Origin of the sequence: Amycolatopsis sp. BJA-103 (assembly GCF_002849735.1) — a bacterium.
Taxonomy (GTDB): Bacteria; Actinomycetota; Actinomycetes; order Mycobacteriales; family Pseudonocardiaceae; genus Amycolatopsis.
The window spans coordinates 6,917,200-6,935,061 of sequence record NZ_CP017780.1 but is presented as its reverse complement, the minus strand read 5'-3'; the positions used below and the strand labels follow the sequence as shown (position 1 = coordinate 6,935,061).

Annotated in this window: 20 protein-coding genes and 1 riboswitch; of the genes, 9 read left to right on the top strand and 11 right to left on the bottom strand. The window is 69.7% G+C overall.

Annotated elements, in window-relative coordinates; all coding sequences use genetic code 11:
• Window positions 1-32: 32 nt before the first annotated feature.
• From BKN51_RS30735 to BKN51_RS30715, 5 genes are all read right to left on the bottom strand, one after another.
• Window positions 33-917, bottom strand: a complete 885-nt coding sequence (locus BKN51_RS30735; RefSeq protein WP_101610960.1) for a hypothetical protein — start codon at window positions 915-917, stop codon at window positions 33-35.
• Window positions 914-1,390, bottom strand: a complete 477-nt coding sequence (locus tag BKN51_RS30730; protein ID WP_101610959.1) for a DUF6932 family protein — start codon at window positions 1,388-1,390, stop codon at window positions 914-916. Before BKN51_RS30730 ends, BKN51_RS30735 begins: the two co-directional genes overlap by 4 nt.
• Before the next feature lie 91 nt (window positions 1,391-1,481).
• Window positions 1,482-1,922, bottom strand: a complete 441-nt coding sequence (locus BKN51_RS30725; protein WP_101610958.1) for a hypothetical protein — start codon at window positions 1,920-1,922, stop codon at window positions 1,482-1,484.
• A gap of 7 nt (window positions 1,923-1,929) precedes the next feature.
• Window positions 1,930-2,652 carry an OmpA family protein gene (locus tag BKN51_RS30720; protein WP_233222935.1) on the bottom strand — a complete coding sequence of 241 codons (723 nt, stop codon included), beginning with the start codon at window positions 2,650-2,652 and terminating at the stop codon, window positions 1,930-1,932.
• 664 nt (window positions 2,653-3,316) lie between these two features.
• Window positions 3,317-4,168, bottom strand: a complete 852-nt coding sequence (locus tag BKN51_RS30715; protein WP_101610956.1) for an SGNH/GDSL hydrolase family protein — start codon at window positions 4,166-4,168, stop codon at window positions 3,317-3,319.
• Between the two features lie 273 nt (window positions 4,169-4,441).
• On the opposite strand from BKN51_RS30715, the gene BKN51_RS30710 reads away from it, so the two are divergent.
• Window positions 4,442-5,146: a DUF3159 domain-containing protein gene (locus BKN51_RS30710; RefSeq protein ID WP_101610955.1), complete on the top strand. Its 705-nt coding sequence runs from the start codon at window positions 4,442-4,444 to the stop codon at window positions 5,144-5,146.
• An 84-nt stretch (window positions 5,147-5,230) separates the two neighbouring features.
• Here the strand turns inward: BKN51_RS30710 and BKN51_RS30705 are convergent, their stop codons facing one another.
• Window positions 5,231-6,211: an N-acetylglucosamine kinase gene (locus BKN51_RS30705; RefSeq protein ID WP_101610954.1), complete on the bottom strand. Its 981-nt coding sequence runs from the start codon at window positions 6,209-6,211 to the stop codon at window positions 5,231-5,233.
• Entirely contained in the window at window positions 6,208-7,251 is a 1,044-nt protein-coding gene (locus BKN51_RS30700; RefSeq protein WP_101613548.1) for an SIS domain-containing protein, read from the bottom strand. The genes BKN51_RS30705 and BKN51_RS30700 overlap by 4 nt, the downstream gene beginning before the upstream one ends.
• Window positions 7,252-7,391: 140 nt before the next feature.
• On the opposite strand from BKN51_RS30700, the gene BKN51_RS30695 reads away from it, so the two are divergent.
• Complete coding sequence (locus BKN51_RS30695; protein ID WP_101610953.1) at window positions 7,392-8,147, top strand: GntR family transcriptional regulator; 756 nt, start codon at window positions 7,392-7,394, stop codon at window positions 8,145-8,147.
• Between the two features lie 170 nt (window positions 8,148-8,317).
• Complete coding sequence (locus BKN51_RS30690; protein WP_101610952.1) at window positions 8,318-9,832, top strand: MFS transporter; 1,515 nt, start codon at window positions 8,318-8,320, stop codon at window positions 9,830-9,832.
• On the opposite strand, the gene BKN51_RS30685 is transcribed toward BKN51_RS30690, so the two are convergent.
• Window positions 9,829-10,767 (bottom strand): threonine ammonia-lyase, encoded by a 939-nt coding sequence (locus BKN51_RS30685; RefSeq protein ID WP_101610951.1) that lies wholly within the window; start codon window positions 10,765-10,767, stop codon window positions 9,829-9,831. The two genes, BKN51_RS30690 and BKN51_RS30685, sit on opposite strands and share 4 nt — an antisense overlap.
• Window positions 10,768-10,917: 150 nt before the next feature.
• Here BKN51_RS30685 and BKN51_RS30680 point away from each other — a divergent pair, with 150 nt between their 5' ends.
• Entirely contained in the window at window positions 10,918-11,628 is a 711-nt protein-coding gene (locus BKN51_RS30680; protein ID WP_101610950.1) for a hypothetical protein, read from the top strand.
• A gap of 91 nt (window positions 11,629-11,719) precedes the next feature.
• Here the strand turns inward: BKN51_RS30680 and thiE are convergent, their stop codons facing one another.
• Window positions 11,720-12,385 carry a thiamine phosphate synthase gene (gene thiE, locus BKN51_RS30675; protein ID WP_101610949.1) on the bottom strand — a complete coding sequence of 222 codons (666 nt, stop codon included), beginning with the start codon at window positions 12,383-12,385 and terminating at the stop codon, window positions 11,720-11,722.
• A gap of 30 nt (window positions 12,386-12,415) precedes the next feature.
• Window positions 12,416-12,523, top strand: a riboswitch (TPP riboswitch).
• On the opposite strand from thiE, the gene thiO reads away from it, so the two are divergent.
• The 4 genes from thiO to BKN51_RS30655 all read left to right on the top strand — a co-directional run bounded on the left by thiO (window position 12,517) and on the right by BKN51_RS30655 (window position 15,094).
• Window positions 12,517-13,590: a glycine oxidase ThiO gene (gene thiO, locus BKN51_RS30670; protein ID WP_101610948.1), complete on the top strand. Its 1,074-nt coding sequence runs from the start codon at window positions 12,517-12,519 to the stop codon at window positions 13,588-13,590. It overlaps the preceding riboswitch by 7 nt.
• Entirely contained in the window at window positions 13,590-13,790 is a 201-nt protein-coding gene (thiS, locus tag BKN51_RS30665) for a sulfur carrier protein ThiS (protein ID WP_101610947.1), read from the top strand. The genes thiO and thiS overlap by 1 nt, the downstream gene beginning before the upstream one ends.
• A 10-nt stretch (window positions 13,791-13,800) precedes the next feature.
• Complete coding sequence (locus BKN51_RS30660) at window positions 13,801-14,559, top strand: thiazole synthase (RefSeq protein WP_101613547.1); 759 nt, start codon at window positions 13,801-13,803, stop codon at window positions 14,557-14,559.
• A gap of 100 nt (window positions 14,560-14,659) precedes the next feature.
• Window positions 14,660-15,094 carry a MarR family winged helix-turn-helix transcriptional regulator gene (locus BKN51_RS30655; protein ID WP_101610946.1) on the top strand — a complete coding sequence of 145 codons (435 nt, stop codon included), beginning with the start codon at window positions 14,660-14,662 and terminating at the stop codon, window positions 15,092-15,094.
• Here the strand turns inward: BKN51_RS30655 and BKN51_RS30650 are convergent.
• Complete coding sequence (locus BKN51_RS30650) at window positions 15,072-15,869, bottom strand: ion transporter (protein WP_101610945.1); 798 nt, start codon at window positions 15,867-15,869, stop codon at window positions 15,072-15,074. The genes BKN51_RS30655 and BKN51_RS30650 overlap by 23 nt on opposite strands.
• Before the next feature lie 26 nt (window positions 15,870-15,895).
• Window positions 15,896-16,726 (bottom strand): bifunctional hydroxymethylpyrimidine kinase/phosphomethylpyrimidine kinase, encoded by an 831-nt coding sequence (thiD, locus tag BKN51_RS30645; RefSeq protein ID WP_101610944.1) that lies wholly within the window; start codon window positions 16,724-16,726, stop codon window positions 15,896-15,898.
• 109 nt (window positions 16,727-16,835) lie between these two features.
• Here thiD and BKN51_RS30640 point away from each other — a divergent pair, with 109 nt between their 5' ends.
• Window positions 16,836-17,855, top strand: coding sequence for a phosphatidylinositol-specific phospholipase C domain-containing protein (locus tag BKN51_RS30640; RefSeq protein ID WP_101610943.1), 1,020 nt, complete (start codon window positions 16,836-16,838; stop codon window positions 17,853-17,855).
• Window positions 17,856-17,862 lie beyond the last annotated feature (7 nt).

The window sequence follows — 17,862 nt, the reverse complement described above, 5'->3', positions numbered from 1 at the left end:
AATTGTGGCATCGCCGAATGTCGGAAACCCGATCACTGATCGAACAGACTGACTTCCGGGGTGATCTCCAGCAGTTCGTGCACCGGGCGGCCGCGGCGGCCGTCGATGGTCGTGGTGCGCACGACGCGCAGTCGCGCGGTGACCGGCCGGTCCAGGTTCTCCTTGATCTCGTCGAGCAGATCCGGCGCGACCGCGCCCTGGATCGTGCCGCCCGACTCGCGTTCGAGATAGAAGATCCGGCGCCGGGTGCGGACCCCGTCCAGCCTGCCGCTGACCGTCTCGTAGCCGACGGCTTCCCGCGACTCGCGCAGGCTCCCGGACAGGATCCTCGCCTGCTCGGTGGTCATGCTGCGGGTCAGTTCCTCGCCCGCGGTCGGGGTCAGCGCCATGCCGATCCCGGCGTGCTTGCTGACCGCGTTGACGATGTCGCTGACCGCGTTGCGGACGGTGTCGCGCTGCAGCAGCACCGCGTCCAGCGCGCCGTCGTCGGAGCCGTTGGCGGGCAGGAAGTCGCACAGTTCCTTGACCGCGCGCTCGGACAGGGACTCGATCCCGTCGTGGATGAGCGCGTCTTCGAGTGCCGGCTCGGGGAAGCCGAAGAAGATCGCGTTGCCCGCCTGGCCGCGCTGGATCAGCGGGGCCTTCTCCCGGTCCGCGGGCTGGACGATGGTCACCTCACCCGACGGGTTGCGGATGATGTGCCCGATCTTCGCCGTCGCGTCCTGCAGCGCGCGGCTGATGTCGGAGAAGGTGTACGCGTCGAGATGCGACTCACCGATCACGGACACGCGAAGCAGCGGCGAACGGGACGTCCGCTCGAACTTCGCGTACGCGGCCATCGCCGACGCGCGGGCGAGGTCGTCGAGCCAGGTGCCGCCGGGGATCTCGTCGGCGATACGCCGGAATTCGTTCCTCACCAGATCACTTCCGGAATTCCCCTGCCACCCGATGCCCACACTTCTTCCCAGATCTCCTCGTCGCCGGGGCGGCAGAGGAAGCCGTCGAGCATGCCGCCGACGGGCTGCACCTGGTCGAGATACATGGCGGGCTGGCCGACGATGACCCCCCGCAACGTCAGCAGCCCGTAGAGCGCCGAGCGGCCCGTGTCGTCGAGCCGTTTGAGCGCGCCCCATTCGTCGGGGATCAGCACCACGTCGAGCCCGAGCGGCGCGTGCGGGGTCCTGGCGGTCAGATCTCCGCCGATCCACGCGCGGCCGGTCGGCATGATCCGCCGGGCGACCCCCAGATAACTGTTCAACGCGCTGAACAGGATTTCACGGTCGTTCTGGTGCGGTGCGTCGAAGACCAGCCGTTCGTAGACGTCGGCCAGATCGGCGGGGTGGCGGCCCGGAGGCAGCAGGTTGTGCGGCGTCCAATACGGGAGCGCCAATCGGAGCCTCCTTCGTGTGCCGGAGCTCTCGATCGAAGAAACGTACCCGGCGTCACGCTCACAGTGCGTAGCCGAATTTACCAGGCGAGTGTCAGCCGCCCTGCCCCGGCCGGTGTTCGGGCGCGCGTCCGGCGGGCGGCCAGTCCTCGTCACTCGGCCAGACCGGTTCGGGTTCGCGGCCGCGGTCGCCGTTCCGGCCCGCCGGTTCCGGTTCCTTCGGGCGGTAGGCCCGCACCGGTTCCGGGGTCAGCTGCCCTTCACGGTGACCTTCCGCCTCCTGGTCGTACGGCTCGTCGTCGCCCTGGATCCGCGCGGGCGGGATGAACTGCGTCTGTTCGGTCGACAGCAGCTCGGGCACGGGCTCGGGGTCGGGCACGGCCTGGAGCCCGGTGGCGCGTTCGGGCTCGAGGGCCGCCGGTTCGGGAGCCGGGCGCTCACGTCGTTCGCCGCGCATCATCAGCCAGGTGGCGCCGCAGCCGAGGGCGAAGGAGATGAGCAGCCAGAGCCAGATCTGTCCGAAGAGCCAGAGCATTCAGCCATCACCTCTGTTCTGCCGTGATGTCGACGCGGCGGCCCTCGCCGTTCGCGCCGTCGGAGGTCCTGCGTTGGGTGGAGTACGCCTGGTCGCGTTTGACCCCGTTGCGCTCCAGCAGCCGCTCCACCGTCAGTGCCCGGCTCATCGAGAGCTTCCTGTCCGAACCGGTCGCCACCTGCCCGGTGATCCGGAACCGCACCCCGGCGGGCGCGTCCGTGAGCAGCTTCGCGATCTCGAGCGCGCCGCGCTCGCCGTCCGCGGTCAGTTCGGTGGTGTCCGGCTCGAACGTGATGGGGGTGGCCGCCAGCAGGCGGTCGATCTCGGCCTGGAACCCGGCCTTGTCCGTCGGCTTGGCCGACGTCGGCGCAGGACTGGACGGTGGGCTCGACGGAGCGGGCGACGGGCTCGGTGGCTCGCCGCTGGTGGTCACCGGGCCGGTGGGCGGGGCGGTGTCGCCGGAGATCTCGACCGTGCGGACCCCGTCGATCCGCTGGATGGCGTCCATCGCCTGCGCGGCCTTGTCCGGCGGGAAACCGGCGAGGCTCGCGTCGCGGCCCGAGAAACTCACCTGACCGCCGGAGACACCGACATCGGCGAGCGCGTCCTTCGCGCGCGCCGAAAGCTCGGCCTCGATGTCATCCGAGGCCGACCAGACGGAAATCGCCGTCAAGGCGAGCGTGACCAGCAGCGCTGTAGGCAGCAAGCGGCTCCAGCGTGTACCGGGCATGAAGGGACTGTAAGCCGGGTTCGGCCGGTTAGCGAGCCGGGTTTTACAACGTCCGGCGCAGTGTCAGGCGGCCGTTGGGGTGAATCCGCGGGGTGTCGCCCGCCCGCGGTCGATCGTCTTCAGCAGGTGGTGCGTGTCCCTGGCCTGCGGTGTCGGGTGCGTGGCCGGGGCGAGGTGCCCGCTGGGCGCGCCGCCTCCGGCGTGGGGTCACCGGAGAGGCGGGACATAACCCTGTTGAGTGACATCGAACGGTCCGGCGGGGCGAGGAGGGTGTGAGTGCCGAGTCGGTGCGGCTGGTCGTGAGTGGCGCTTCGGGCTATCGAGGGGAAGGTCGAACGTGTCGTGTTCGGGTGGGATGGGCGTTCACGTGTGTTCGGGCGACGATCTCGCGTGATCAGAGACGGATCACGCGAGTCACGCCTTCGCTCACCTTGGGTCCAGCCACAACGTCTCTTTGAAGTACGTGATGGCCACCTTCATTGCGTCTAGCGCAGTGGAGGTGGCCTTCACGCGCGGCCGCTGTGGCTGCTGGTGCGTGTGGGGCGAAAGTGGCGGTCGTGGCGATCATGACGGTAGTGAAGGCCTCCATCACTACCGTCAAGGTAGGCAAGGGGCCCTTCACGGCACTCACGACCAGCTGTACCGGCGCGAGACCGCGGCTCGTTCAGCTCGCGTGGTGGTGGATCTCCCGCGCCGCTCGCAGCTGTTGCTCGGTCGGGAGGGAGACGGCCGCGGACTCGATCTGCTCCAGCGGGAGCAGCGGCGCGAGTTCGGGGCGCTTCGGGGACAGGCCGTCGCCCATGGACTCGCCCTTGAGCTGACGCCGGATCCACGGCAGCAGGTGCGCCTTCGTCCATTCGAGGTCGGAGCGGCGCGAAGTGATCCAGGTACTCGGCTGCTCGGACGCCGGCCACGGCTCGCGCCAGTCGTCGGCGACCGGGACGCCGAGGACCTCGGCCGCGCGCAGCGCGATCCGCCGGTGGGCCTCGGGGGTGAAGTGCAGCCTGTCGTCGCTCCAGGCGCGGCGGTCGTGCAGCGGGCCCATCGCCCACATGTCGACCATCTTCGCGCCGTGGCGGTCGGCGATCGCCCACAGATGCGCGTTGTAGATGCCGACCTTGCCGCGCAGGACGTGCATGACGGACAGGTACTTGGTGTCCGGCCCGTTGAAGATGAGCACCGGGATCCCGGCATCGCGCAGCTTGGCGACCCCCGCCTCCAGCCGCGCGGCGACGGCGTCCACGTCCGCGCCGGGCACGATGATGTCGTTGCCGCCCGCGCACAGGGTGACCAGGTCGGGCTTCACCGCCAGGGCGATCGGCAACTGCTCTTCGAGGATCTCGTCGAGCATCTTCCCGCGGAGGGCGAGGTTCGCGTACTGGAAATCGGGCCTGCCTTCGGCCAGGATCTCCGCGAGCCTGTCCGCCCAGCCCCTGAAGGTGCCGTCGGGCAGATCGTCGTTGAGTCCTTCGGTGAAGCTGTCACCGATCGCCACGTAGCTGTCGAATCCGTACACGTTGGGTCCCCTTCCGTCCGTGTGCCCCCGGTTGGTACTTGTACACCACAACTAACAGCTGAGAGCGCCCCTGCAATCCCACCTGAGCGAAACCGGTGGTTCAGCCCGTTGACACAGTCTCTTATTTTGTCGGACGTCCACGCATCTCCATTACTGGGATGTACACTCCCGGGCTGCGTAGATTCCCCTCAAGTGGGCGTGAAACGGACAGGGTGTGTGGCGAACGTCTCCCCGCCCGGGTGTCCGGGGTCATGGATCCGGCAGGCTGTAAGGGTGACCTACCGACCCGCGCGCGAGTCGCTCGCCCAGATCCTCGGCGGGCGGCGTGGCGCCATCGACGCGAGTATCCCGCCGGCGGCCTTCGTCGTCGGCTGGCTGATCGCGGGCCAGTCGATCGCCTGGGGCGCCGGGGTGGCCATCGGGGTGGCGGTGCTGCTCGGTGCGTACCGGGTCACCCGGGGTGACAAGGCCCGCGCCGTCGTCGTGAGTCTCGCCGCGGTGATCGCCGCCGCGCTGATCGCCCTGCACACCGGCCGCGCCGAAGACTTCTTCCTCATCCAGCTGCTGTCCAATGTGGCCAGCGCGCTGCTGTGGGCGGCCAGCATCGTGATCCGGTGGCCGTTGCTCGGTGTCGTGGTCGGGCTCGTCATCGGCCAGAAGACCCGCTGGCGCCGTGATCCCGAACTGCTGCGCGCGTATTCGCGAGCGAGCTGGGTGTGGGTCTTCCTGCAGTACACGCTGCGAGTCGTCGTTTACGGCTCGCTGTGGTGGAGCGGGCAGGTGGTCGCGCTCGGCATCGCGCGGACGGTGCTGTCCTGGCCGCTGGTCGCGGTGACGGTCGCCGTGAGCGGCTGGGTGCTCTACCGGACACTGCCGCCGGAACACCCCGGTCTGCGGGTCGTGGAGGACGACGGCGACGCGGGTGCGGCGGGAAAGAACCCCTCCGGCTCCGAGCCCGACGGGCTACCCAGGACATAAGGCGGCCCCCGGCGAGGGGGGAGGGTCCGGGGGCCGGGTCCTACGGTACCCGGAGTTCGGGTCCGGAGTCGATGGTTTGGTCTTTTAGGGCTCTTTTTTGGTGTTTTCCGCCGTCCGCGCCGGTCGCGGCGCCCCTTCCCCGTACGCCTCGACGGCGGCGAGCCACGCGGCCCCGAGAACACCGTCGGTGCTGGTCAGGACCTCGATGCCGGTGAGTTCGGCGCGGACTTTCGCCCCGACGGGGCCCTCCGGTGACAGCACACTGCCCACGAGGACGATCGGCGTGGTTTCGCCGGATTCTCGCGTGGTCATGACATTCGTCACCAGTAAGGCGGCCGCGCGGGTGGTGATCCCGTCCGCCACCGGGTCGCCGCCGCGGTCGGCCTCGCTGACCAACGGGGCGAACCTGGCGAGCCGGATCGGCGCTTCGGAGTTCGCGCTCGTGATGAGCGCGCGCCACAGCGCCGTCCGGGCTTCGGGGTCGAACGCGTCCACTGCGGACGGTCCGAGCGCCTCGGTGAGGACGGCGCGCGCGAGCGGGCCGGGTTCGCCGCCGCGGCCCAGAACATCCAAAGTGGAGCGAACGGCTTCGCGGCCGAGCCAGTACGCCGAACCTTCGTCACCGAGCAACCAGCCGTAGCCGCCCACGGTGGAAACCATGCGCCTGCCGCGGATCCGCCCGGCGATCGACCCGGTGCCCGCGACGAGCACCGAACCGTCCGGCGCGGAAGTGGCCGACGCGTAGGCGACCTCGACGTCGGGGACCGTCCGCACAGGACTGATCCCCGTGTCCTTCCACGCGGTCGCGAAGATCTCCGCGATCGACGGATCACTCAGCTTGCTGACCCCGGCCATGCCGACGACGCACGCCGCCGTCGCGGCCGGGTCCAGCGCGCCCAGCGCGCCGGTGATCGCGCTCGCGATCCGCGCGGCGGCTTCGGCGGGCGGATGGGAGTTCGGATTCGCCCCGCCCGCGCGCCCGGTGCCGAGAACGACGCCGGAGGCGTCGACCGCGATCGCTCGCGTCGACGTGCCTCCGGCGTCCACCCCTACGACATGGGTCACCGGGTCTTGGTCACCTTGAGCAGCCCGCGGGGGCTGTCCGGGTCACCGCCGCGCGCCAGCGAAAGGCCGAGCGCGATCCGCTGGATGGGCAGGATCTCCAGGATCGGCGCGACCTCTTCGGCGGACGGGGCGACCCCGATCCGCAGCGCCGCGGGGACGTCGGCGGAAGCCGAGCCGACCGCGAGCACGTCCGCGCCACGCTTGCCGACGGCCTGGAGGACCTCCTGCATCGCGCCCACGCCGTGTCCCTGACTCGTCACGGCGAGCACCGCGGTCTCGCCGTCGACCGCGGCGACCGGACCGTGCAACAGGTCCGCGCCGCTGTACGCGCGGGCCGCGAGGTAACTGGTTTCCGCCAATTTCAAGGAACCCTCCAGCGCCGAGGCGTAGGAGTAGCCGCGGCCGGTGGTGAGCACCCGGTCGACGAAGCGGTAGCGGTCCACCGCGCGCTGAACGCCTTCGTCGGCGCTGTCGAGGGTCTGCTGCGCGAGTTCGCCCAGCTTCGCCGCGTCCTCGCCCTTGCCACCGCGGACCGCGTCGATCAGCAGATAAAGGGAGAGCAAGGTCGCCGAGTAGGTCTTCGTGGCGGCCACGGCCTTTTCCAGCCCCGCGCCGATGTCGACGCCGAGTTCGGCGGCGGCACGCAGCGGCGACTCCGGGGTGTTGGTGACCGAGACGGTCAGCGCTCCCTGGCGACGCGCGGTTTCGGTGACCTCGATGAGATCCGGCGAACCACCGCTTTGGCTTACTGTGATGAAGAGAACGTCCCGCAGATCGGGACGGGCGCCGTACAAAGTCGCGGTGGAGGGCGAGACGAGACCGCAGGGGAGACCGAGGAGTACTTCGATCAGGTACTTCGCATACAGGGCGGCGTGGTCACTGGAGCCGCGGGCGGCGAGCAGTGCGAACCTGGGCGGGCGCTGGGAGATGGCTTCGGCCACCTCGGCGATTTCGGCCTGTCGCTCCACGATTCCTGCCAGAATGGCGGGTTGCTGGGAGATCTCCGCGGCCATGTGCTCGCCGGGGCGCTGTTCGGTCATCTCGTTCCCTTCCACCGGGACGTACTTCGTCCCCCGAGTAGGTCTAGACCAATGCTAGCCCGAATGGACGTTTGTGGTGAAGGGTACGTTTCCTAGCGGGGCAGGTGCGCGTTTGAGTGGGAAGGCTTAGGGAGTCGGTCATGTTGGAGACAACCACCGCGAGTGAGGCGGGCGCTACGGCAGGGATGCGCGGGCAGCGCGAACCCAAGTACTGGGCGCTGAAACAGCATCTGCTCGATCTGCTCGACGCGTTGCCGCCGGGCTCGCCGATTCCGACGGAACGGGCACTGGCGGGGGAATTCACCGTTTCGCGCACCACGGTCCGGCAGGCGCTCGCCGACCTGACCGCCGAGGGCAGGCTCCACCGCGTCCAGGGCAAGGGCACCTTCGCCGCCGAGCCGAAACTCGCGCAACGGCTGCAGTTGTCGTCCTACACCGAGGACATGCAGAAGCAGGGCCTCAAGCCGTCGTCGAAGCTGCTGGAGATCGACGAACTGCCGGTGGAAGCGGATCTGGCGAAACTGCTGGGAATCCGCGTCGGCGCGAAAATCCTTCGTCTTCGCCGTCTCCGGCTGGCCGATTCGCAGCCGATGGCACTGGAGACCACGCATCTCCCGCTCGGCCGGTTCCGCGGTTTGCGCAAACATGTTTCCGCAGGTGGTTCGCTGTACGCCGTGCTGAGGGAGCATTACGGCGTCGAGCTGGAACGGGCCGAGGAAACGATCGAGACCGCGCTCGCCGGACCGCACGAAGCGGAGATGCTGGGCGCCGACGTCGGAATGCCGATGTTGCTCCTTTCGAGGCATTCTTTCGCCACCGACGGAAAACCGGTCGAGTTCGCGAGGGCGATCTACCGGGGCGACCGTTACAAATTCGTCACCACGCTGTTGCCTTGAGGCGCGCTGAATTGCTTGGGGCGCGCCTGTGCGGACTCCTCGTCGCGCTGACGCGCTTCGAGTAGTCAGGGTCCGCCGGTTCGGGTCGTTCGGTCGCTGAATCTCTGACGTGTCAGACACTTTGCGTTTCCGCTGTGGCTCGGTGCGGGTGGGCGTGATTCAGTCGTTCCATGACTGACGGGGTGGGGATTCGCTGGGGGACGCCGGTGGCGCGCGGAGTACTCGCGACGACCATCGTGGGCTCGGGCATGGCGATGCTCGACGGGACGATCATCAACGTCGCGCTGCCGAGGATCGGCGAAGAACTCGAAGCGTCCGTCGCGGGCCTGCAATGGATCCTCGACGGCTACCTGCTCGCACTCGCCGCGCTGATCCTCGTCGCCGGCTCGCTCGGCGACCGCTACGGCCGCCGCCGGATGTTCATCGTCGGCGTCGTCTGGTTCGGGATCGCGTCCGGGCTGTGCGCCGCCGCGACGACGACCGAGATGCTCGTCGCGACGCGCGTCCTCCAAGGGATCGGGGGAGCTTTGCTCACGCCCGGCTCCCTCGCCATCCTCCAAGCGTCCTTCGCCCACGACGACCGGGCCCGCGCGATCGGCGCGTGGTCCGGGCTCGGCGGGATCGCCGCGGCGATCGGCCCGCTGCTCGGCGGCGTGCTGGTGCAGGTGTGGTCGTGGCGGCTGGCGTTCCTGATCAACCTGCCGCTGGCCGTCGTCTGCGTCCTGCTCGCCCGGCGCTATGTGCCCGAGTCCCGCGACGAGGAGGCGACCGGGCATCCGGACTTCACCGCGGCCGCCGTCGGCGCGATCGGCCTCGCCGGGCTGACCGGCGCGTTGGTCGAGGCGCCCGGACGCGGCATCGGGGACGTCGTCGTCCTGGTGGCCATCGTGCTCGGGGTCGCGGGGCTGGGCGCTTTCCTGGTGATCCAGCACCGCTCGGCCGACCCGCTGGTGCCGCCGAAGCTGTTCCGCGACCGGACGTTCAGCCTCGCCAACGCGCTGACCTTCGTCGTCTACGCGGCACTCGGCGGCGTGATGATGCTGATGGTCATGCAGCTGCAGGTTTCGCTGGGCTATTCACCGACCGCGGCCGGGCTCGCCGGACTGCCGATCACCGTCATCATGCTGCTGTTCTCCGGCCGGTCCGGCGCGCTGGCGCAGCGGATCGGGCCGCGCGCGCAACTGGTCGTCGGCCCGATCCTGGTCGGTGTGGGCATGCTCCTGCTGATGCGCGTGGGGCCGGGGTCTTCGTATCTCGGGTCGGTGTTGCCCGCCGTCGTCGTGTTCGGTGCCGGGCTGGCGACGGTCGTCGCGCCGGTGACCGCGACCGTGCTGGCCGCCGCGCCGGACCGGTACGCGGGCGTGGCCTCCGGGGTCAACAACGCCATCGCCCGCTCCGGCGGGCTGCTCGCGATCGCCGTGCTGCCCGCCGTCGCCGGACTGTCCGGCGCCGCCTACACCGATCCGGTGGCGCTGACCGCGGGCTGGCGGACGGCGCTGCTGGTGTGCGCGGCGCTGGCGATCGGCGGCGGCCTGATCGCGCTCGGCATCCACAACGGTGTCCTCGACACGCCGTCCGAGGCCGCCGACGACACCGCCGAGTCGCCGCATCCCGGCGAATGCCTCCACTGCGGGGTGGACTCGCCGCCGACGCACGTCCGTCCCGCCGGGCACTCGGCGCCCTAAGCCAGGAGTTCGGCCAGCGTCGCCGGGTCCAGATTGCCGCCCGAAACCACCGACACGGTCTTCCCCGGCGGCAACGCGTCACGGTGGAACAGGTACGCGGCGGTCGCGGTGGCACCGCTCGGCTCGGCGATCAGGCGGGCGCGGTGCGCCAGCGTCCGGACGGCCTCCCGGATCTCCTCCTCGGAAACGGTGACGACGTCGTCGAGTACCGCCCGGAGGTGGGCGAAGGTCAGGTCCGACGGCTGGGCGCGCAGACCGTCGGCGATGGTCCTCGCCCGCAGGTCCATCGGCCATTCGATCCGCCTGCCCGCGCGCAGGCCCTCGGCGGTGTCGGCCGCGAGTTCGGGCTCGACGCCGATGACCTTCGCGCCGGGGAGCAGCGCCTTGATCGCCGTGCCGACGCCCGAGGCCAGCCCGCCACCGCTGAGCGGGACGAGGACGACTTCGGCGTCCGGCAGGTCTTCGGCGATCTCCAGGCCGACGGTGCCCTGGCCGGCGATGACGTCGCGGTGGTCGAACGGCGGGATCAGGGTGAGGTCCCGTTCTCCGGCGACGGCGAGCGCCGAGGACTGCTGGCGGTCGATCGGGACCTCGATGACTTCGGCGCCCAGCGCCTTGGTGGCTTCGACCTTCGCGCGCGGGGCGACGTCCGGAACGATGATCACCGCGGGAATCCCGAACCGTTTCGCCGAGTAGGCGACCGCTTGCGCGTGGTTGCCACTGGAGAACGCGACGACCCCGCGGGCGCGCTGATCTTCGTCGAGTGCGGCGATCGCATTGTACGCGCCACGAACCTTGAATGCGCCGATCCGCTGCAGGCTTTCCGGCTTGAGCCACAACGGCGCCCACGTCTGTTCCAGCAACGGTGTGCGTACCGCGGCGCCCTTGATCCGGCTGGCCGCGTCACGGATTTCCTCGATTGAGACCAATTCCATATGCCTTATTATGTCAAGGAATCGTGAACTCTGGACAGTCCTTTTTGGACAGACGGCGTGGCGCTCCTCACGTGTGGACAACGAACGGAGCATCCCATGCGCCTTATTCGTTAGGACCGGGTGAGGATCGACTAGCTGCAGAACGGGATCATGACCAAGGAGACTTCCGAGAAGGAAACCGAAAAGACGGAAAAGCAGGGGAGGATCGTCCAGGTGACGGCGGCCGCGATGGCCGCGATCACCGCGGCGTTACTGGGTTCCACGCTCGGCGTGGCCGGCACGGTCGCCGGCGCCGGGCTGGCGAGCGTGATCACGACGCTCGGTGGCGAGCTGTACCTGCGTTCGCTGCAACGCACGAAGGACGCGGCGCTGAAGGCACGAGTGGTGCTGACCGTGCCGGGACGGCGGCGGGTGCTCGACCCGTCGGAGCAGGAGACCGTCCGGCTCACCCCGGCGGAGGACGAAGAGCCCTCCGAGCGGAAGTTCAAACCGCGCTGGGCGGTGATCGCCGGGGTCAGCGTGGTGGCGTTCGTGGTGGCGCTCGTCGCGATCACCGGTTTCGAGGGCGCGACCGGGAAGACCTTCGGCGGCGGGACCGGGACGACCATAGGGAAGATCATCGGCGGCGGGCAGGCGCAGGAGCGGCAGGACAAGCAGGACACCCCGCCCGCGACGTCCCCCTCCGAAACCCAGGACAACCAGCCCGGGAACACGCCGTCGACCACGCCGACCCCGTCGACGGCACCGACGGCCCCCACGACCACTCAGGCCCCTCCGACGACGCCGTCCACGACGCCGTCGACCTCCCAGGCGCCCCCGACCACCCCGTCCGCTCCCGCCTCCGGCACCCCCGCGCCTTGATCCCTCTCCTCTCCCGCGTTTCGTCCTCTAGTTGCGGTAGTTCGTATCACCAACTATCGCAACTAGAGGACTACTTGCGGTGGTGGAGGGGTCAGGCGAGGGAGGAGCGGAGGGTGCGAGCGGCCGCTTCGGGGTCTTCGGCCTCGGTGATCGCCCGGACGACGACGATCCGCGACGCCCCCGCGTCCAGCACCTCGGGCAGCCGGTCGGCGTCGATCCCGCCGATCGCGAACCACGGCCGCGGCGTTCCGAAACCCGCCGTGGCGCGCACCAGGTCGAGTCCCGGAGCGGAGCGGCCGGGCTTCGTCGGCGTCGGCCAGCACGGTCCGGTGCAGAAGTAGTCCACGCCCGGCTCCTCGGCCGCGGCCTTGGCCTGTTCGGCCGAATGGGTGGAGCGGCCGATCGCCACGTCGTCGCCGACGATCTCGCGGGCCAGCGGCACCGGGATGTCGTCCTGGCCCAGGTGCAGCACGTGCGCGCCGACGGCGAGCGCGACGTCCGCGCGGTCGTTCACCGCCAGCAGCTTGCCGTGCCTCTCGCACGCCTCCGCGAGCACTTCCAGCGCCGCGATCTCGTGTTTCGCCTCGATCGGGGCACCGCCGGTCTTGTCCCTCAGCTGGATGATGTCGACCCCGCCCGCCAGTGCCGCGTCGGCGAATTCGGCGAGATCGCCGCGGCCGGACCGGGCGTCGGTGCAGAGGTACAGGCGGGCGTTCGCGAGCCGTGCGCGGATCCGCGGATCAGACAGGGTGGGCATGGCGGCGACGGTACCCGCGCGCTACGGTGGGGTGGTCCGCACGGGAGCCCGAGGACGGGCTGAGAGGGAGCCGAAACCGCTCCGACCGTGGAACCTGATCCGGGTCATGCCGGCGCAGGGAGCGTGCGTCCATGAAGGAACTTTCGGTTGTCGGCGGCGGGGTCATCGGCCTCTCGGTCGCTTGGCGCGCGGCCGCGCGCGGCCATCGCGTCACCGTGTACGACCCCGAGCCCGGTCGCGGCGCGTCGTGGCTCGCGGGCGGCATGCTCGCACCGGTCACCGAGGCCTGGCCCGGCGAGGAAGACGTCCTCACCCTCGGCGAAGCGTCACTGCGGCGCTGGCCGGATTTCGCCCGTGACCTGGCCGAAGAGGGCGCCGACCCGGGGCTTTCGCCGCACGGCACGCTCGTCGTCGCGCTCGATGGCGCCGACGCGGGCAACCTCGAAATGCTCGCCACGTACCTCACCGAACTCGGCCGCGAGGTCGAGAGACTGACCGGCCGCGAAGCCCGCCGGGTCGAACCCTGTCTCGCCGCCACTGTCCGAAGTGGACTGCTGGTGCCCGGGGATCTGGCCGTGGACAACAGAAGACTGCTGCTGGCGCTCAAACACGCTTGCGACAAGCACGAGGTCGCGTTCCGCGACGAGACTGTCACCGATCTCGAACGCCTCGAAGGCGACGTCGTTCTCGCCGCGGGCGCCTGGACCGGACGTCTCCACCCGGCGCTCGCCGACGCGGTCCGCCCGCTGAAGGGCGAGATCCTCCGCCTGCGGCCGCGCCGGGGCTGCCTGCCGCCACCGGTGAGGACCGTCCGCGCGATGGTCGAGGGCCGCCCGATCTACCTCGTCCCGCGTGAAGACGGCCAGCTCGTCCTCGGCGCGACCCAGTACGAGGCCGGTTTCGACGAGACCGTCACCGTCCGGGGCGTTCGCGAGCTGCTCGAAGGCGCGGAGCGCGTCTTCCCGGGCATCACCGAATACGAACTCGTCGAGACCGCCGCCGGATTGCGCGCGGCCAGCGTCGACACCATGCCTTTCATCGGTGAGCTGGGCGAAGGTGTCTTCGCCGCGACAGGTCACCATCGCAACGGTCTGCTGATGGCCCCGCTCACCGCGGTCGCCGCGGTCGCCTGGCTGGACGGCGGGCCGTTGCCGGAAGAGGTCACGGCGGCGACGCCGTCGCGGCGGAGCGAGGAGCGGGTGTGATGGAGATCCAGGTCAACGGCCAGTGGCGCGAGTTCCCCGACGGGACCACCGTCGAGGGCGTGCTCGAGGCGCTCGGCACGGCGGCACAAGGCGTCGCCGTCGCGGTGGACGGCGTGGTCGTCCGGCGCGGCGACTGGCCGGAAGCCGTGGTGCGCAAGGGCGCCAGCGTCGACATCCTCACCGCGGTCCAAGGAGGCTGAAATGTCCGGCATGGACGGCGACCACCTCGTCATCGGCGAGCACAAGCTCTCGTCGCGGCTGATCATCGGCACCGGCGGCGCGGCGAACCTCGCCGTGGTGGAACGCGCGCTGGTGGCGTCCGGCACGGAACTGACCACCGTCGCGATGCGCAAGGCGGACGCCGAGGGCGGCTCCGGCGTCCTCGAACTGCTCCGGCGGCTCGGTATCCGCCTGCTGCCCAACACCGCAGGCTGCCGGACGGCGGCCGAAGCGATCCTCACCGCCCAGCTCGCGCGCGAAGCACTCGAGACCGACCTCATCAAGCTGGAAGTCCACGCCGACGACCGCACGCTGCTGCCGGACCCGTTCGAGACCCTCGAAGCGGCGGAGCGGCTCACCGCGGACGGCTTCACCGTGCTCGCGTACACCAACGACGACCCGGTGCTGGCGCTGCGGCTGGAGGAGGCGGGCTGCGCGGCCGTGATGCCGCTGGGCGCGCCGATCGGCACCGGTCTCGGTATCCGGAACCCGCACAACATCGAGCTGATCGTGTCGCGCGCGGGGGTCCCGGTGATCCTCGACGCCGGGATCGGCACGGCCTCCGACGCGACGCTGGCGATGGAGCTCGGCTGCGACGCCGTCCTGCTCTCCACCGCCGTGACCAGGGCGGCCGATCCGGAGCGGATGGCGTCGGCGATGCGCTTCGCGGTCACCGCCGGAAGGCTGGCCGCGAGCGCGGGGCGGATTCCCCAGCGGTTCTGGGCACACGCGTCGAGCCCGCCCCGATAACCCTTTTGTACGGTTCACGGCGACCCTGCACGGAGAGCCCGTATGGTTGACGGCACTCTCCGGCGGCGCACCCGCCGCCGTGTACCCAGAGGAGCCAGTGGTGACCACGTCAGCGGTCCAGGATGTTTCGGGCAGATTGTTCCTGGCGGTGGGCAGGTTGTCCCGGTCACTGCGTCAGGCGGGAATACCCGGACCGGGCCATGGCGCCATCTCGGCGCTCGCCACGCTCGTGCACTACGGCCAGCTCCGGCTGGGGGATCTCGCGGCGAAGGAAGGCGTCGCCGCGGCCACCATGTCGCGGATCGTCGCTTCGCTGGTCGAAGCGGGCTACGTCAGCCGTGAATCGGACCCGATCGACAGGCGGGCCTGGCTCGCCGAGGCCACCGAAGAGGGCGAGAGGCTGGTTTCCGGCGTCCGGTCGACGAGGGTGAACGAACTGGGCAAGCGCCTCGAGCGGCTGACCCCGGAGCACCAGGCGGCGCTCGCGGTGGCTCTGCCCGCCCTCGAAGCGCTTATCGCCGACGAAGAGCGCTGACTTCGGCGCGAAGAGCCCGGAGCTCGTCGAGGATCTCCTTGTTCGCCAGGGCCTGGGTTTCGGCCTGCTTCGCTTCTTCTTCGCGGATGTCCTGACGAAGCTCGTCCTCCATCCCGCTGACCACGACGGCGATGAAGAGGTTCAGCACCGCGAAGCTGGACACGAGGATGTAGACCACGAAGAACACCCAGGCCATGGGTGCTTCCTTCATGATCTCCTTGGCGATGTCCGGCCACGCCTCGCCCGTCATCACCTGGAACAGGGTGAACAGCGAGGTGCCGAGGTCGCCGAAGTTCTCCGGCGAGATGGCCCCGAAGAGCTTGGTCGCCATCACACCCGCGACGAAGATGATCAGCGCGAGCAGCGCTGCGATCGACGCCATCCCGGGGATCGCCGCGAGCAGGCCGGTGACGACCTTCCGCATCGACGGCACGACCGAGATCAGTCGCAGCACCCGCAGGACCCGCAACGCCCGCAGGACCGCGAACGGGCCGGTCGTGGGGATCACCGCGATGCCGACGACGAGCAGGTCGAAGATGTTCCACGGGTCGCGGAAGAACTTCGCGCGGTAGGCGTAGAACTTCGCGCAGAGTTCGAGCACGAAGATCGTGAGCGCGACGTAGTCGACCGCGTGCAGCAGAGACCCGTACTCCGCGAGCATTCTCGTGGAGGTCTCCAGGCCGAGGGTGACGGCGTTGAAGACGATCACCGCGATGATGAAGTTCTGAAAGCCGCGGGCCTCGACGACCTTGGCGACCCGCTCGCGTCCGGTCACGGCACAGATCGTAACCGGCCGTGTTCTCAGTGCTCCGGCGCAAGCCGCCAAAACGCCGAAACCGGACCGACCTTCGCGCCCATGGGGTAGGCGTTTTCGACCGCGTGTGAGACGAACCACTTGCCGTAGCGGGCGGCCTCCACGACGGACATGCCCTTCGCGAGCCCCGCCGTCAGCGCCGACGCCATGGTGTCCCCGGCGCCGTGCGTGTGCTGCGTCGCGAACCGCTCGCCCGGCAGTTCGACGAACGTGGAACCGTCGAAGAGCACGTCGACGCATTCCGGGTCGGACACGAGGTGGCCGCTCTTCACGAGCACGTACTTCGGGCCGAGCCGGTGCAGGACGACGGCGGCCTGGTGCATCTGTTCGCGGGTGGTCACGGTCATCCCGGTCAGCAGCCGGACCTCGTCGAGGTTCGGCGTGAGGACCGTCGCGCGCGGCAGGAGCTCGTCGCGCAGCGCCACCAGGCCGTCCTCGTCGAACAGCGGATGCCCGTGCATCGACGCCGCGACCGGGTCGACCACGAACGGCACCTTCCGGTCGCGGCCGATTTCGGCCTTGTCGCAGGCGGCGGCGACGGCGTTGATGATCTCGGCCGACGCCAGCATCCCGGTCTTGGCCGCGTTGACGCCCATGTCGGCCGCGACGGCCTCGATCTGCCCGGCGACGATCCCCGCCGGGATGTCGGTCCGGTCGTGCACGCCGAGGGTGTTCTGGACGGTCACGGCGGTCACCGCGACCAGGCCGTGCACGCCGCAGGTGAGGAACGTGCGCAGGTCCGCCTGCAGACCGGCGGCGCCGCCGGAGTCGGAACCGGCGATGGTCAGCGCCGACGGCGGGCTCGGGTTCTCGCTCATGGGTTCATTTTCCCGACTGGTCCTTTTGGTTCAACACCGGTTCGGCCACCGTCCACCACGGTGGCACAGTGTGTGAGCCATTGCACTCCCCGCGTGCGAAAGGGCCCGAATGAAACTCGTCCCCACCGTGTCCCTGATCGGCGTGATCGTGGCGGCTTCGCTGTCCGGAGCGGTCGCGAACGCGGACGCCGCCAAGGTCTCCCACGTGACCACCGTCGGCGTCCACAACACCTACGAAACCGGCGCCTACGACTACCTCGCGAGGTCGCTGGACGCGGGTACCTCGCTGATCGAACTCGACGTCTGGCCGAACATCATCACCCGCGAATGGAAGGTCAGTCACTCGAACCCGTTGGGGAACAACAACAACTGCGTCGCGGCGAGTTCGCCGTCGCAGCTGTACACCGGCGGGAAGAACAAGAACCTCGAACACTGCCTCGACGACATCCGCGTCTGGCTGGGCGCGCATCCGGACAGCAAACCGCTCACGCTCAAACTGGAGATGAAGACCGGGTTCGCGGACAACCGCGGCCTCGGCCCGGACGAACTCGACGCCTCCATCCGGGGGCATCTCGGCAGTGCGGTCTTCCGCCCGGCGGATCTGCTCGGCGGGTACGCGACGCTCGACGACGCGGCCAAAGCGGACAACTGGCCGTCGCTGGACGCGTTGCGGGGCAAGGTGATCATCGAGGTCATCCCCGGCACGGTCGAGGAGGGAAATCCGACGGACACGCTCAAGACCGATGTCGAATACGCGCGCCATCTGCGGTCTCTGAAGGACGCGGGCCGGGTCGGCGAGGCGCAGATCTTCCCGGCGGTGCACGGCGCGGCGCCGGGTGATCCGCGGACGAAGTACGCCGACGCCGGGCTGCGGCCGTGGTTCGTGGTGTTCGACGGCGACGCGAACGCGTTCCTGACGCGGACCGCGCCGGGTTGGTACGACGACAACCACTACTACGTGGTGATGACCGACGCGCACAACGTCGCGCCGGCCATCGACTCCCGTAACCCCACCGTGGCGCAGGCGAGCGAACGGGCGGCCCTGCTGGCGAAGAACCACGCGTCGGTGCTCACCTCGGACTGGACGGGGCTGACCACCGTCCTGCCGACGGTGCTGCCGCGCGGCTAGGTCCACG

Bases quoted from the DNA above. Each gene is read 5' to 3' on its own strand.
- BKN51_RS30700 (WP_101613548.1), bottom strand. From the start codon at position 7,251: ATGACCGAACAGCGCCCCGGCGAGCACATGGCCGCGGAGATCTCCCAG.
- BKN51_RS30720 (WP_233222935.1), bottom strand. From the start codon at position 2,652: ATGCCCGGTACACGCTGGAGCCGCTTGCTGCCTACAGCGCTGCTGGTC.
- BKN51_RS30685 (WP_101610951.1), bottom strand. From the start codon at position 10,767: ATGGAATTGGTCTCAATCGAGGAAATCCGTGACGCGGCCAGCCGGATC.
- BKN51_RS30640 (WP_101610943.1), top strand. From the start codon at position 16,836: ATGAAACTCGTCCCCACCGTGTCCCTGATCGGCGTGATCGTGGCGGCT.
- thiO (WP_101610948.1), top strand. From the start codon at position 12,517: ATGAAGGAACTTTCGGTTGTCGGCGGCGGGGTCATCGGCCTCTCGGTC.
- thiD (WP_101610944.1), bottom strand. From the start codon at position 16,726: ATGAGCGAGAACCCGAGCCCGCCGTCGGCGCTGACCATCGCCGGTTCC.
- BKN51_RS30660 (WP_101613547.1), top strand. From the start codon at position 13,801: ATGGACGGCGACCACCTCGTCATCGGCGAGCACAAGCTCTCGTCGCGG.
- thiE (WP_101610949.1), bottom strand. From the start codon at position 12,385: ATGCCCACCCTGTCTGATCCGCGGATCCGCGCACGGCTCGCGAACGCC.
- BKN51_RS30680 (WP_101610950.1), top strand. From the start codon at position 10,918: ATGACCAAGGAGACTTCCGAGAAGGAAACCGAAAAGACGGAAAAGCAG.
- BKN51_RS30695 (WP_101610953.1), top strand. From the start codon at position 7,392: ATGTTGGAGACAACCACCGCGAGTGAGGCGGGCGCTACGGCAGGGATG.
- thiS (WP_101610947.1), top strand. From the start codon at position 13,590: ATGGAGATCCAGGTCAACGGCCAGTGGCGCGAGTTCCCCGACGGGACC.
- BKN51_RS30690 (WP_101610952.1), top strand. From the start codon at position 8,318: ATGACTGACGGGGTGGGGATTCGCTGGGGGACGCCGGTGGCGCGCGGA.
- BKN51_RS30725 (WP_101610958.1), bottom strand. From the start codon at position 1,922: ATGCTCTGGCTCTTCGGACAGATCTGGCTCTGGCTGCTCATCTCCTTC.